The sequence below is a fragment of the Tenacibaculum sp. 47A_GOM-205m genome (assembly GCF_000518405.1).
GTDB lineage: Bacteria > Bacteroidota > Bacteroidia > Flavobacteriales > Flavobacteriaceae > Polaribacter > Polaribacter lutimaris.
Window position 1 is genome coordinate 653,515 of sequence record NZ_JADN01000004.1, and the last position, 15,645, is coordinate 669,159.

General features: G+C 32.5%; 7 protein-coding genes. 4 read left to right on the forward strand and 3 right to left on the reverse strand.

All coding sequences use genetic code 11. The features are described from left to right. Positions 1–91 precede the first annotated feature (91 nt). Positions 92–2,692 (reverse strand): AsmA family protein, encoded by a 2,601-nt coding sequence (locus N534_RS0106720; RefSeq protein ID WP_028891748.1) that lies wholly within the window; start codon positions 2,690–2,692, stop codon positions 92–94. Positions 2,693–2,811: 119 nt separating this feature from the next. Between N534_RS0106720 and queG the strand changes: the two genes are divergently transcribed. Beyond that, entirely contained in the window at positions 2,812–3,738 is a 927-nt protein-coding gene (gene queG / locus N534_RS0106725) for a tRNA epoxyqueuosine(34) reductase QueG (protein ID WP_028891749.1), read from the forward strand. A gap of 40 nt (positions 3,739–3,778) precedes the next feature. Here queG and N534_RS14525 read toward each other — a convergent pair whose 3' ends face one another. Together N534_RS14525 and N534_RS0106735 are read right to left on the reverse strand one after the other, a co-directional pair. Beyond that, on the reverse strand, positions 3,779–4,417 hold the full coding sequence (locus tag N534_RS14525) for a PAS domain-containing protein (RefSeq protein WP_081728296.1): 639 nt from the start codon (positions 4,415–4,417) through the stop codon (positions 3,779–3,781). A gap of 296 nt (positions 4,418–4,713) precedes the next feature. Beyond that, a complete protein-coding gene (locus tag N534_RS0106735; protein ID WP_028891751.1) occupies positions 4,714–5,331 on the reverse strand; it encodes a PAS domain-containing protein in 618 nt (205 codons plus the stop codon). Between the two features lie 237 nt (positions 5,332–5,568). On the opposite strand from N534_RS0106735, the gene N534_RS0106740 reads away from it, so the two are divergent. The 3 genes from N534_RS0106740 (at position 5,569) to sprA (ending at position 15,645) form a co-directional block, all read left to right on the forward strand. Then, the gene (locus tag N534_RS0106740; RefSeq protein WP_028891752.1) at positions 5,569–7,869 is read left to right on the forward strand and encodes an NADP-dependent malic enzyme; all 2,301 of its coding nucleotides are present in this window, start codon (positions 5,569–5,571) and stop codon (positions 7,867–7,869) included. Positions 7,870–7,935: 66 nt separating this feature from the next. Then, positions 7,936–8,517, forward strand: coding sequence for a Holliday junction branch migration protein RuvA (gene ruvA / locus N534_RS0106745; protein ID WP_028891753.1), 582 nt, complete (start codon positions 7,936–7,938; stop codon positions 8,515–8,517). A 21-nt stretch (positions 8,518–8,538) separates the two neighbouring features. After that, on the forward strand, positions 8,539–15,645 hold the full coding sequence (sprA, locus tag N534_RS0106750) for a cell surface protein SprA (protein WP_028891754.1): 7,107 nt from the start codon (positions 8,539–8,541) through the stop codon (positions 15,643–15,645).

A 15,645-nucleotide genomic window follows, 5' to 3' on the forward strand; every position in this document is an offset into this window, starting at 1 on the left:
CTTTGTAAAGTGTATTTAAGAAGTGTTAAATAACTTACAAAGTTCTCTTAATTATAGTAAGACTATGAGGTAGAAAAAACGTTACATAAAATTACTTAACTGTATCTTTTTGTTGCGTTTTTTTCTTTTTTCCAAATAAGCCACCTAAAACGTCTGTTACTTTTTTAACAGTTTCATCCTTTTTAGTGGTTGTAGCAGTACTATCTTTCTTCTTATTTCCTAATAATCCACCTATAGCATTGTTAACCAGCTTGTCTTTTTGTTGCTGAACTAATTGCTGACTCAACTTAGTAACTGATGATGATAAATCTGTTTTTACAGAAGGATTAGTCATGTTTCCAGCAATACTTGCGGTAACAGGAACAGTAATGTTTTGTTGTTCTTTAGCACTTAATTTTGAAAGTAGTCCTTGTGCTTCATTACCTAAATATTTAGCAGGAACATTCAACGTAACATTATAGTTCATTGTTTTATCAAATCCATGGCTTCCACCAACAGTAATACCAATGTCATTATATTTTAAATCAAATGGTTTTACCACCACTTTACCTTCTTTAAAAGACAGGTGTGTTTTAATATCAGATAAATCTAGTTTTGTTAAGTCTATAAACGATAATTTATCATTTAGTAAACTTAACGCTTTGGTTTTTTCAGGATTAATACTAGTTGTTAATAACTCAGCTAGTGCTTTACCAGAAACTGAAGCTAAGTTTAGTGTAAAATCATCATTTAAACTACCAGATAAATCAATATCTGAATTTAATTTACCACTCATGGCGCCCGCAATTGGGCTTAATGATTGTAATAAATCTAAACTAGTAAACGATTGTGCTATATCGAAAGACTTAATACCTAATTTCATGTCGAAAGTAGGTTTTTCTTTTTGTGTATTAACTTCCCCATTTAAAGCAATTTGACCATTAAAAATACCAGCATTCATATTTTGTAAGATGGCTTTTTCGTCTTTTAAAAGAAGTGTACCTCTTACGTTTTGTAGGGTTAAATTATCATAATGTACTGTTTTTGCATTTGCCTTTACAGAACAGTTCAAGAAAGCAGGGATTTTTAAAGATTCACTAGGTGTGTTTTGATTAGAAGTTTCTTCTTTTTTCTCAGACGTTTCTGGATTTTCTTGCATAAAATCACTTACATAAAAGGCATTTGAATTTAAGTTGAAGTTTCCTTGTAATTTGTTGTCAGAAAGTAAAAAACCTAATAAGTTTTTAAGGGTTCCTGTAGCGTTTAAATCACTTTTTCCTGTAGTAGCATCAAACTTAGTTAATGAAACAGTGCTAGGTGTAAAAGTAACAATGGTGTTTTTAATATGAAGTGGGTTAACTACATCTTCCGAAGAAAAAACAAAATTACTAACCTCTATTTTTCCATTGTTTTTAATACGGCTTACAACACTGTTTTCTATAGCTTTCATGTCAAATTCAGTATGTAAATCTGCTTTTAAAATACCGCTTAATTCGTTTTGTAAATCAATAGGATATGCTTGACTTAATTTAGCAAGGTTTAGTGTTCCTTTAACTGTAGCGTTTACTTTAGGGTTGGTAGTTAAATTATATACATTACCTTTTCCAGAAAAGGTGTCTTCATCAATTTTAAAAGATAAATTATTAATAGAAACAAAGGTGTTTTCAACTTTACCAGTAGTATTCTTAATTTGTGTATCTATGTTGATGTTTTGAACACTTTTTGGTAAATCAGGGTATTTAAACGAAGCATTGTTAGACTTCATAGTGATGTCTAACTTCGGAATGTGTTTATCGTCGATAATTCCGTTTACTTTTCCGTCTACACTAAAATTACCAGTAGTACTTACTCCAGCAATACTTTTAGTGTAGGCTTCAGGAATTAATCCTAAGAAGTTTTTAAAGTCAGACGAAGGTGTTTTAAAGTTGATATCAACCTCCTGATTTTTTTCGTTTATTTGAACAAAACCATCAAATACCAATGGAAGGTTATTTAATTTAGCTTCATTTTTTAAGAAAGAAAACTTCATATTTGTTAAGTCCATTCCTAAAATAGCATCTAACTCTATTTTTTGATTTTTGGCATAAGAGTTACCGTCCATTCCAAAAGAAACTAAAGTAGATGTTTGAGTATCTAATTCTGTATTTGATTGAGAAAAATCACCACTTCCACTATGATTTAACTCAGTTAGCTCAAGGTTTAGTTTACCCTGCTTATCATTGTACTTTATCGTAGCATTGTTAATAGCGTATGAATTAATAGATAGCCCGAAAGTAGATGGCTCTTCATCTTTTGTGTCTTCTGTTTCAGAAGGCTTAGCAATATCATAGTTGGCATTTCCTTTTTTATCAACTAATACATTTACCAAAGCATCATCAATAGTAAATGATTTAATATTCAGCTGTTCAGAAGAAGCTTTAAAAAGCTCAGTAAGTTTTAATGCTAAATTTACCTCTTTAGCATATACTAAAGTATCACCTTCAAAAGGAGCATTATTAATAACCGTAAGGTTAGATAATTGAACTGATGCATTTGGGAAATTTCTAAGTAAGCTTAAGCTAGAATCACTAAAATCAACTTTCGCATTTACGTTGTTATTAATGGTAGTTTTTACCAAGTTTATCACTTTATCTTGAAATAGTAGGGGAATACTAACCAAAAGGATGAAGAAAAAAACTACAATGCCTACTATTATTTTATATATCTTTTTCATTATGAATAAAGTTTGTCATGTAATACTAACGAACAAATTTCAACATTTATTTGTAAATAGAAAGTGAATAAAATTATAATTTTTCTTTTGGTAATTTTGCACTGTTAAAAACACATATTTTGAATAAGAAACAGCAATACTCAAATTTTATAAAAACACAAGCAAAACGTTTGGGTTTTTTAGGTTGTGGTATTGCAAAAGCTGACTTTTTAGAAGAAGAAGCTCCTCGGTTAGAAAAATGGTTGCAGAACGGATATCATGGTGAGATGCATTATATGGAAAATCATTTTGATAAACGTTTAGATCCACGTTTATTGGTTGACGGAGCGAAATCTGTAATTTCTTTGTCGTACAACTATTTTCCTTCGGAAGTTCAACAAGAAGGAAGTTATAAGATTTCAAAATATGCTTACGGACAAGATTATCATCATATCATTAAAGGTAAATTGCGTGAATTGTTGCAGTTGATAAATGATGAGATTGGAGAAGTTTCCGGACGTTGCTTTGTAGACTCGGCACCAGTTATGGAACGAGCATGGGCGCAAAAATCAGGGTTGGGTTGGAATGGAAAACATTCGTTGTTAATTCAAAAGCAACAAGGCTCGTTTTTCTTTTTAGCTGAATTAATTATCGATTTAGAATTAGAGTACGATAAACCTTTTAAGACAGATCATTGTGGTAGTTGTACTCGCTGTATTGATGCGTGTCCAACACAAGCTATTTTACCTAATAATACAGTTGATGGTAGTAAGTGTATTTCGTACTTAACAATTGAGTTAAAGGATGCAATTCCGTCAGAATTTAAAGGAGAAATGCAAGATTGGATGTTTGGTTGTGATGTGTGTCAAGATGTTTGTCCGTGGAATCGTTTTTCACAACCACATGAAGAAAGTTTATTTGCACCTCAAGAAAACTTGTTACAAATGAATAAACGTGACTGGCAAGAGTTAACACAAGAAACCTTTAGTAAAGTGTTTAAAAAATCGGCAGTTAAACGTACTAAGTTTTCAGGATTATTAAGAAATATTGATTTTATAAAACAATAAAACCGCTTTTAAAAGCGGTTTTATTTATGTTTTTTGAAAATTATTTAGGGTTTGTTTCTCCGAAGAAGAACCAATTAAGTCCTTTTTTAATCATTCCACTTTCTTTTGCCGGAGCCTTTTTATCTGCCTCTTTTAAGTTAGCAGCATCTTCTTCAAAAAGCTTTACAACAAAATCGTCATATGATGCATTAACCTCTTCTTGTAAGAAAGAATTGAAATATAATTCACTTGCCTTCTCACCTTTAACTTTTTCAATTTCTAATAGAGTTTTATATAAAGGCTCTATTTTTTTTACAACACTTTCAGGTAAAGATTTTCTTCTACCTGTGTAACCTGTAATTTTTCCTTTTTCATCTTTTTCAACATCGAAATCTGTGATAACCCAATAGTATCTACCAGTTCTTGTTAAGTTTTTTACAATAGCATGAAAGTTGTTTCCTTGTTTTAAGTTGTCCCATAACACCTTAAATACAACTTTAGGCATATCTGGGTGTCTGATGACGTTGTGAGGTTCTCCAATAAGTTCTATTTTATTATACTCTGAAGCTTCTTCAAAAGCATCATTCATGTATAAAATAGTTCCTACAGGGTCAGTTTTACTAATAATAGTTTTAGACTTGTCCCATTTTACTTCCTCATCTATAACCTTGGAAGGTCTTAGAGCATTGTTTGTGTGCATTTTTTTTGTTTTAATAGTTATTCGGGGTGGTTTACTTGTAATAAGGGGCAAATATAAGGCTTTTTGATACAAAAAGCCTTTAGGTTTTTCTTATAAGGGTTAAAATTTGTTAAAAGAAATAATCTTTATTTAGTTTTGTTTAATAGCTAGAATAGCAATGTGTTAGTTTTGTTTTTTGAATGATAGATATGTGTTATTCTTATAAAAAACATTAGAAGAAAAAAAGGGCTGAAACAGAAGTTTCAACCCTTTCGAAAATACATTTTTAGGGGAATTATCGGGGATGTGATATATTTTTATGTTGGATTGGTGTCTCCAAAGAAGAACCAGTTTAATCCTTTTTTTAGCGGATTTGTTTCTGATTTAACTTTTTCAGCTTCCTCTTTAGATAGCTCTTCGTTAAATAAATCAACTACAAATTCATTATAACTTTTACCTACTTCTTCTTTTAAATAAGCTTCAAAATACATTTCACTAGCTTTTTCTCCTTTTAGTTTTTCTAATTTTAAAAGAGTCTTGTAAATAGGTTCAATTTTTTTTACAACACCGTCAGGTACTGCTTTTCTTCTTGCTGTATATCCTGTAATTTTACCTTCGTCATCTTTGTCAATAGTAAAGTCAGTAATAACCCAGTAGTATCTTCCAGTTCTTGTTAAGTTTTTAACGATAGCATGAAAGTTCTCTCCTTTTTTTAAAGCATCCCATAATACCTTAAAGGCTACTTTAGGCATATCAGGGTGGCGAATAATGTTGTGAGGTTCTCCTACTAATTCAATAGTGCTATATTCACAAGTATTAGAAAAAACATCGTTAGCATATAAAATTGTTCCGTAGACGTCAGTTTTACTTACAATGGTTTTAGTTTTATCCCATTGTACTTCTTCGTCAATAATGTGTCTTTGTGTAGTTTCCATTTCTATTGGTTTAAGGTTAGGGCAAATTTGAGGAGAAAAAGAAAGAGTAAATATGACTTTTGTCAGGTTATCAATTATTTTTTAATAATTTTATTTAGAGGCTTTGTTATTCTTAGATTTAGTCCTTAATATTAAAAAGAGTTTAAGGAGTTAGTATAATTTTTATGAATAGGGAAATTATTTTTACTTAACAAACAAAATGTATATTTGTAAGTTCAAACAAACAAGAACGAACCTATGAGAGATTCTAGAAAAAGGCATGAAGCTTTACTTTATCATGCCAAACCGAAGCCAGGAAAAATAGCAGTAGTACCTACCAAAAAATACGCAACTCAACACGATTTATCATTAGCGTATTCACCAGGAGTTGCTGAGCCTTGTTTAGAAATAGCGAAAGATAAAAACAACGTTTATAAATATACATCAAAGGGTAATTTAGTAGCTGTAATTTCAAACGGAACAGCTGTTTTAGGATTGGGTGATATTGGCCCTGAAGCGTCTAAACCAGTAATGGAAGGAAAAGGATTGCTATTCAAGATTTTTGCTGATATTGATGTTTTTGATATTGAAGTTGACGCAACAGATGTAGATAAATTTGTTGAAACAGTAAAAGCAATTGCTCCTACTTTTGGAGGAATTAACTTAGAAGATATCAAAGCTCCAGAAGCTTTTGAAATTGAAAGAAGATTAAAAGAGGAATTAGATATTCCTGTAATGCACGATGACCAGCACGGAACCGCAATTATTTCTGCAGCAGCCTTAAAAAATGCATTAGAGATTAATAAAAAAAATATTGAGGATGTTAAAATAGTGGTGAATGGAGCAGGAGCAGCAGCTATTTCATGTACACGTTTGTATGTAGCTCTTGGAGCTAAACGCGAAAACGTAATCATGTGCGACAGTAAAGGTGTCATTAGAAAAGATAATGAGAATTTAACCTCTCAAAAAGCTGAGTTTGCTACACATATAGATGTGAATACTTTAGAAGAAGCCATGTTAAATGCGGATGTGTTTATTGGTTTATCTAAAGGAAATGTGGTTTCTCCTGAGATGTTATTGTCTATGGCAAAAAATCCTATCGTTTTTGCAATGGCGAATCCAGAACCAGAAATTGATTACGATTTAGCAATAGCGACAAGAGAAGATATTATCATGGCAACAGGAAGGTCAGATCATCCTAATCAGGTGAATAATGTGTTAGGTTTTCCATTTATTTTCCGTGGAGCATTAGATGTGCGTGCTAAGAAGATTAATGAAGAAATGAAAATGGCAGCGGTACATGCGTTAGCAGACTTAGCAAAACAATCAGTACCGGAACAGGTAAACATTGTATATGATGAGGTAAGCCTTTCTTTTGGAAAAGAATACATCATTCCAAAGCCATTTGATCCAAGATTAATTTATGAAATTCCACCAGCAATTGCTAAAGCCGCAATGGATTCTGGTGTAGCTCAAGAACCTATTGAAGATTGGGATAAGTACCGAGAAGAATTAATGGATCGTTCAGGAACAGGAAGTAAAGAGGTTAGGATGTTACATAACCGAGCTAAGAAAGATCCAAAACGATTAGTGTTTGCAGAAGCAGATCATTTAGATGTGTTAAAAGCAGCGCAGAGAGTTTATGAAGAAAAAATTGGACACCCAATTTTATTAGGAAGAAGAGAGATTATTTTAGAATTAAAAGCTGAGTTAGGTTTTGATGCTGATATACCGATTATTGATCCTAAAACAGATGAAGAAGAAGCTAGAAGAAATCGTTATGCTGAAGCTTTCTGGAAAACAAGACAACGTAAAGGAGTTACATTTTTAGAAGCACAAAAATGGATGCGCGAGCGTAACTATTTTGCAGCAATGATGGTGAATTCTGGTGAGGCAGACGCTTTAATTACAGGATACTCTAGGCCTTATCCTTCAGTAGTAAAACCAATGTTAGAACTGATTGAAAAAGATCAAGGAGTAACAAGAGTTGCAGCAACAAATATGATGCTAACCAAGCAAGGTCCAATGTTCTTGGCAGATACAACTATCAATATTAATCCAACTGCAAAGGATTTAGCTAAAATTACACAATTAACATCGGTGTTGGCTAAAATGTTTGGAATGAAGCCAAATGTAGCAATGTTAGGTTTTTCAAACTTTGGTTCTTCTAAATCTGAAAGTTCAACAAAAATTAGAGAGGCAGTTTCGTATATCCATCGCAATTATCCTAATGTTGTTGTTGATGGTGAGTTACAAGCAGATTTTGCTTTGAACCCTGAGTTATTGGCTAAAGAATTCCCGTTTTCTAAATTAAATGGAAAAAGAGCCAATGTTTTAATTTTCCCTAATTTAGAGTCGGCAAACATTACGTATAAGTTAATGAAAGCTGTAGATGAAGTAGAGTCTATCGGACCTATTTTGTTAGGAATGAGTAAACCAGTGCATATTTTACAATTAGGTGCTAGTGTAGATGAAATGGTAAACATGGCTGCGGTAGCAGTTGTTGATGCTCAGAACAAAGAAATGAAAGCTAAAAAGAAAGAGCTTCAGAACTCTTAGTGGGTTAGGAAACTTTTTTTAAAAAATAATTTTGTCTATTTTAGGCAAATAGAAAAAAATCGCTGGATGATAACACAAATTAGGGGGAAGCTTGTGGAGAAAAATCCTACATACGCCGTTGTTGATTGTAACGGGGTAGGGTATTTACTACACATTTCACTAAACACATATTCATCATTACCAAATGATGAATATGTGTTATTATATACACACTTATCTATTAGAGAAGACGCACACACGTTATATGGTTTTTCAACCAAGATGGAGCGAGAAGTATTCTTATTATTAACTTCAGTTTCAGGTGTAGGGCCAAGTATTGCGAGAACTATGTTGTCTTCAATGACTTCTAAAGAAGTTCAACAAGCTATTGCTTCAGAAGATGTAAAACTAATACAATCGGTTAAAGGAATTGGAGCAAAAACAGCACAACGCGTTATTGTAGATTTAAAAGATAAAGTTTTAAAAACCTTTGATCTTGATGAAGTTTCTGTAGTACAGAACAATACAAATAAAGAAGAAGCGTTATCTGCTTTAGAGGTTCTTGGCTTTGTTAGGAAGCAGGCCGATAAAGTAATAGGGGGAATATTAAAAGAAACACCTGATGCAAGTGTTGAAATACTTATAAAGCAGGCGTTGAAAAAATTATAAAAAAGTTTGGAAAAAACAGTTATGAATAGACTATTAACGATACTTACTTTTTTTGTAAGTATTGTTTCGTTTTCGCAAAATACGCAAAACGATAGTACAAAAACTGTTAAGAAAGATACTGTTGTTCCTCTCAAGTATAATTTTAAAAACAATCAAAACGGAGCCCTTTTTTTAAACAACCCTAGTCAAAAAGTAGTTACTTATGATAAGGTGTTGAACAAGTTTATGATTGTTGAAAAAGTAGGAGATTACTATGTAGGAACTCCTATTTTTATGACACCAAAAGAGTATGATGAGTATCGTTTAAAGAATGATTTAAAAGATTATTTTAAAGAAAAAGTAGACGCTACAAATCCGAAGAAAAAAGGAGGTGATGCGGCTCGTAAAAATTTACTCCCTAAATATTATGTAAATTCCAAGTTTTTTGAATCTGTTTTTGGCGGAAATACAGTTGAAGTAAATCCAACAGGACAAATTAATATCAAACTAGGAGGAGTTTATCAAAACAATGAGAATCCTCAAATTTCTGTTGAGAATCAAAGTAGTTTTACATTTGATTTTGATCAACAAATTAGTGCGAGTATACAAGCTAAAGTAGGAAAGCGATTAAAAGTAACCGCAAATTACGACACACAGTCTACTTTCGATTTTCAAAATGTTATAAAATTAGAGTACACGCCTACCGAAGATGATATTATTAGAAACATTGAAGCTGGTAATATTAGTATGCCGATTAAAAACTCGTTAATTAACGGAGCGCAATCGTTATTTGGAGTAAAAACACAATTGCAATTCGGTAAAACTTATGTTACAGCTGCTTTTTCACAGCAAAATTCACAGTCTAAAACGGTAATAGCTGAAGGTGGGGCAACAATTGAGCCTTTTGAGTTGCGAGCTTCTGATTATGATAATGACAGGCACTTCTTTTTATCTCAATACTTTAGAGAAAACTATTCAAAAGCACTAGAGAGATATCCATTAATTAGCAGCCCTATTAGCATTACTCGTATAGAAGTTTGGGTAACCAATAGAAATCAAAATGTAAGTGATTATCGTAGCATTGTTGCTCTCGCCGATTTAGGAGAGTCATATGATGTCAATGAGGTAAATCCAACAGAAATAACAACAACAGGATCGCCAGCTCAAGTTAGTATAAATGGAAATTTAAGAAACTTACCGTATAATGAGGTAAACAACTTAGCAAGTTTATTAACTGATCCACTTCAACAAATTAGAGACGTAGCAACGGTAGACAATGCAATAAACGGTATTGGTGTTCCAGCTAGACAAGGATTTAACTATACGTATTTGCAAAATGCTCGTAGATTACAGCCTAATGAGTTTAAGTTACACCCTCAGTTAGGTTTTATTTCGTTAAACAGACGATTAAATGACGGAGAAGTTTTAGCAGTAGCTTTTGAGTATACTGTTGTAGGAGCTTCGAATGGAGAAACAGTTTTTAGAGTAGGGGAGTTTTCAAACGATGGAGTTGTAGCGCCCTCAAACATAGCAGTAAAATTATTACGTAGTGAAATTTTAAATACGGTACGTCCAGGAACAGCTACGACAACCAGTCCTGGAGAACCTTTTCCTACATGGCGTTTAATGATGAAAAACGTGTATGCTTTAGGAGCATTCCCATTACAACGTGATGGTTTTCGTTTCGAGTTATTGTATCGTGATGACGAAACAGGAACACTACAAAATACCTTGCAAAATGCGGCCAACACATCATTAAAAAATGAACCTTTATTAAGGTTATTGAACTTAGATAAGTTAGATCAAAGTGAGTATGCAGTTACAAATGGAGATGGTTTTTTTGATTATGTAGAAGGGGTTACGGTAAATTCAGAGAGAGGGTATATTTTGTTTCCTGAGCCAGAACCCTTTGGAGAAGACTTATTACTAAAGTTAACGAATCCAACAGATCAAACTAAATATGGTTTTGAAGAATTATATTTAACAACCAAGATTCAAGCAAAAAACGAATATCAAAACCTAGATAAATTCTTTTTAAAAGGATATTTTAAATCAGAAACGAGTAGAGGAATTTCTTTAGGAGCGTTTAATGTTCCAAGAGGTTCAGTACGTGTTACTGCAGGAGGAAGACAACTAGTTGAAGGGGTTGATTATGTGGTAGATTACCAGTTAGGTCGTGTACAAATTTTAGACCCAGGTTTAGAAGCATCAGGAATTCCAATTAATGCTTCAGTAGAAAATAATACGTTCTTTAATCAACAAAGAAAAACATTTATAGGGGTAGATGTAGAGCATCGTTTTTCAGATGATTTTATTTTAGGAGGAACCTTTTTAAATGTTAGTGAAAAACCAATTACTCCTAAAGTAAACTTTGGAGGAGAGCCTATCGATAATATAATGTTAGGGTTAAATTTAGATTACTCTTCAGAAGTGCCTTATTTAACAAAACTAGCAAACAAATTACCTTTTGTAGAAACCGAAGTTCCTTCAAACGTTTCGGTAAGAGCAGATATGGCTTATTTATTACCAGGTGCTCCTAGTGGAATTAATGTAGATGGTACAGCAACTTCATATTTAGATGATTTTGAAGCTTCTCAAATTCCAATCAATTTAAGTTCGCCACAACAATGGTTTTTAGCAAGTACACCCGAATCACAAGGATTTGATGGAGGTGCTTTTGGATTGGAATACAATTATAAAAGAGGAAAATTAGCATGGTATAATGTTGATCAGTTATTTTACGGTAGCGGTAACAGACCAGGTAATATTGATGAAAATGAACTTTCTAGAAATGAGGTTCGTCAAATTCGTTACAATGAATTGTTTCCAGAAACAGATTTAGATATTACCCAACAAAACTTGGTGCGAACATTAGATTTGGCATATTACCCTGCTGAAAGAGGACCGTATAACTATAATGAAAATGCAAATACAGTAACCTCTGAAGAACGATGGGGAGGTATTATGCGAGCATTAACTACCAATAATTTTGAGCAAGCAAACGTAGAGTACATTCAGTTTTGGTTAATGGATCCGTATGAAAACTACTCAATCACAGCTGAAGAAGGGTTGCCAGCAGGTATTGATCCAAGTGCTCAAGTTAATCAAGTAGGAAAGTTATTCATTAACTTAGGAAATGTTTCTGAAGATATTTTAAAAGACGGAAGGAAACAGTATGAAAATGGACTTCCTGCTGATGGACAAAAGGTAGATGGAGGAAATGTTGAAACTTCTATTTGGGGAACAACGCCTATAAACCCATCAATCATATATGCTTTTGATTCTAGTAATGATGCAAGAACCAATCAAGATGTTGGTTTAGACGGGTTGAGTGATGAAGAAGAAAGAGCAAAATTCCCTGCATTTGCAGGATTAGAAGATCCAGCAGGAGATAATTTCCAATTTTTTAGAGGGGGTGCAATTGAAAGTACTAACCCTTCAGTTTTATCACGTTATAAAAACTATAACGGTACAGAAGGAAATTCACCAACAGCAAGTCAATCAGGAGAATCATATCCAACATCATCAACTACTTATCCAGATACTGAAGATATTAACAAGGATCAGACAATGAATCCGGTAAATAGTTATTTTGAATATGAGGTGTCATTAAATAAGACAGATTTAATAAAAGGACAAAATCATATCATTGATGTTAAAACACAAAATGTAACTTTATTAAACGGTTCAACAAGAAGTACTACTTGGTATCAGTTTAGAATACCTGTAAGAAATGTTACAGATGCTCAAAAAATCAATGGAATTTCTGATTTTAACAGTATACGTTTTATACGAATGTTCCTAACGCAGTTTAGAATGCCTGTGGTATTACGTTTTGGAGAGTTGGAATTGGTTAGAGGAGATTGGCGTCGTTATACGAAAACTTTACCAGAGTCAGGAGTACCAGTTCCTATTCAACCTGAAGAGTTAAATAAGTTTGAAATAGGTGTGGTAAGTATTGAGCAAAACCCAGACCGTTATGAATTACCACCAGGAATTGAACGAGAAGAGTTACAAGGAACCAATAGAATTCAACGTCAGAATGAACAATCAGTAACTTTAAAAGTTACTGATTTAAAAGCAGATGACGTACGAACAATTTATAAAAATATTAGTATCGATATGCGTAGGTATAAAAACTTACGTATGTTTTTACATGCAGAAAGCCCAAATACAACAGAAGGAGCAGGTAATGATGATATGGTAGCAATTATTCGTTTAGGTACTGATTTAAATGATAATTATTATCAAATAGAAAAACCATTAAAAATATCTACATCAAATGCATCACCTGAGGACGTTTGGCTACCAAAAGAAAACAACTTAGATATTTTGCTAGAAGAGTTAGCAAATCTTAAAATTCAAAGGCCAACAGGAGATCCTATTTCTAACATTTTTGCTGGTGTAAGTTCTAAAGGATTGGATATTTCGGTTAAAGGTAATCCGACATTGGCACAAATAAGAACCATAATGTTAGGGGTTAAGAATGCAACCTCTTCTCCAAAATCAGTAGAAGTTTGGTTTAATGAATTGCGTGCTGTAGGTTTTGACAATAAAGGAGGTTGGGCAGCTGTGGTAAATGCCGACGCAAACATGGCTGATGTAATGGATGTATCTTTAGCAGGTAGAATGTCTACTATTGGTTTTGGTAATGTAGAAGATAGAGTTCAGCAACGAAGTATTGAAGAAGTTAAGCAATACAGTGTAGCAACCAATGTTCAGTTAGGTAAAATGATGCCTAAAAAATGGAACATGCAAGTGCCAATGAGTTATACTTATGGTGAAGAATTCAGAGATCCAAAATACGATCCGCAGTTTCAAGATGTAGAGTTAGAAGATGCAATTGATAAAAACCCTAACAGTAAGAATGCCCAAGATTACACAAGAAGAAAGAGTATTAGTTTTATCAATGTAAAGAAAAACAGAAACCCAGAGAGTAAGAAAAAGCCTAAGTTTTATGATGTAGAAAACTTCTCTGCTTCGTATGCACATAGTGAAGAGTTTCATAAAGATTACAATATTGAAAAGTATGTGAATAAAAACGTAATGGCAGGAGCTAGTTACAACTTCAATTTTGTGCCTTTTAACATAGAACCTTTTAAAAAGTCAGAAGGATTTAAGAGCAGGTATTTACAGTTTATAAAAGATTTAAACTTTAATCCAGTACCTAAAACGGTAGCAATTAATTCAAGAATCAATAGAAACTACAATAGCCAACAATCAAGAAATTTAGTTCAAGATATTGGTCTAACAGCGCAACCAGAACTTATACAGCGAAGATTTTTATTTAATTGGGATTATACAATTGGTTTTGATTTAACAAAATCGTTACAATTAAACTTCAATGCAACAAATAATTATATTTATGATAGTTTTGGTGAAGATGAACAATTAGAGGTTTACGATCAATTTTTTAGTATTGGTAGGCCAGATAACTATCATCAAAAACTAAACGCAACTTATAAGTTACCATTAGATAAGTTTCCTTTTTTAAACTTCATTAATGCCGATTATGGTTATACAGCAGACTTTGACTGGAAAGCAGGATCGCAAAGTTATATTGAAGAAGTTGGAAATATGATTCAAAATGCAAACACTCATAACTTAAATACCAATATAGATTTTGGACGTTTTTATAAAATTATTGGAGTAGATAAGTTATTGTTAAAAGGAGTAAAAAAACAACCAACTCAACAAGGTGCTGCTACTTTAGGAGGAAATCAAGTTACTCAAAAAGCAAAGCTTAAAAAGAAAGCTACTTTTGGGCAAAAGCTAGGAAAAGGCGTTTATGATGTATTAACATCAGTAAAAAGAGCAAAAATAAGTTACTCTCAAAATAATGGAACCTTGTTACAAGGGTATAAACCTTCGGTAGGATTTTTAGGAAGAAATAGTTATGATGGAGGATTAGCACCAACATTAGGATTCGTTTTTGGTAGTCAAACAGATATTTTAAACAGAGCAATTGAAAACGGATGGTTAATTACCCGTAATGCTGGTGAGGAATATTACAGTAAAAACTATGCTAAAACAAGATACAAAAAGTTAGATTATACTGTATCAGTAAAACCGTTTAGAGATTTAACAATCGATTTACGAGGAAATAGAATTCAAACGAGTAATTTAACACAGCAGTTAGATGTAGTTTCTAACGGAAACGGAGGTTTTGAACAGGACCCTAATATCAAACCTTTTGAAACAGGTAATTACAGTATTAGTCATTTTATGTTGGGAACTGTTTTTACAGATAATGAAACGCTGTATCAAAACTTTTTAGATTACAGACAAGAAATTTCAGGAAGAATAGCTAATGAGCAAGGTATAACTGCTAACGATCCTAATCCTGCTAATAGTGATCCAGGATTTAAAACAAACGGACAGCAAGCAATGTTGCCTGCATTTATTGCAGCTTATTCTGGTAATAGCCCTAATTCGGTAAGTACAGGAGTCTTTAAAAACATTCCTATCCCAAACTGGACACTACGTTATAATGGTTTTATGAAGTATAAATGGTTTAAGAAAAACTTTAGTTCATTTACCTTATCACACGGATATAACTCTCTTTATACTATAGGTAATTATACGAATAACTTACAGTATGATGCGAATAGTACAACAAATACAAATACTTCTGGTAATTATCAACCAGAACTCTTAATTTCGTCGGCAACTTTAATTGATGAGTTTTCTCCATTAATAAAAGTAGATTTTAGAATGAAAAACTCTATTTCATTTAAAGGAGAAGTAAGAAAAGATAGAACATTAACTTTAAACTTTAACAATAATACGTTAACAGATATTAAAGGAACAGAATATGTTTTAGGATTTGGATATAAGATTAGAGATGTTAAATTTGTCACCAGATTTACAGGAAAGAAAGAAACCTTAAAAGGAGACATAAATTTAAGAGCAGATGTTTCGTTAAGAGACAACTTAACGTTGATAAGAAGTGTTGATAAAGAGAATAGTCAGATAACAGGAGGAGAAAAATTATTTGGATTAAAATTTATCGCCGATTATAATTTAACTAGTAATTTAACCGCTTCTTTTTATTATAATCATCAAACGTTTGAGTATGCAGTTTCTACCACTTTCCCAAGACAATCAATTAATGCAGGAATTAATTTAGTATATAACTTAGGAAATTAA

What these genes read in the sequence shown, in the direction of transcription:
- N534_RS14525 (WP_081728296.1), bottom strand. Translation starts at nt 4,417, where the DNA reads ATGCACACAAACAATGCTCTAAGACCTTCCAAGGTTATAGATGAGGAA.
- sprA (WP_028891754.1), top strand. Translation starts at nt 8,539, where the DNA reads ATGAATAGACTATTAACGATACTTACTTTTTTTGTAAGTATTGTTTCG.
- ruvA (WP_028891753.1), top strand. Translation starts at nt 7,936, where the DNA reads ATGATAACACAAATTAGGGGGAAGCTTGTGGAGAAAAATCCTACATAC.
- N534_RS0106720 (WP_028891748.1), bottom strand. Translation starts at nt 2,692, where the DNA reads ATGAAAAAGATATATAAAATAATAGTAGGCATTGTAGTTTTTTTCTTC.
- N534_RS0106740 (WP_028891752.1), top strand. Translation starts at nt 5,569, where the DNA reads ATGAGAGATTCTAGAAAAAGGCATGAAGCTTTACTTTATCATGCCAAA.
- N534_RS0106735 (WP_028891751.1), bottom strand. Translation starts at nt 5,331, where the DNA reads ATGGAAACTACACAAAGACACATTATTGACGAAGAAGTACAATGGGAT.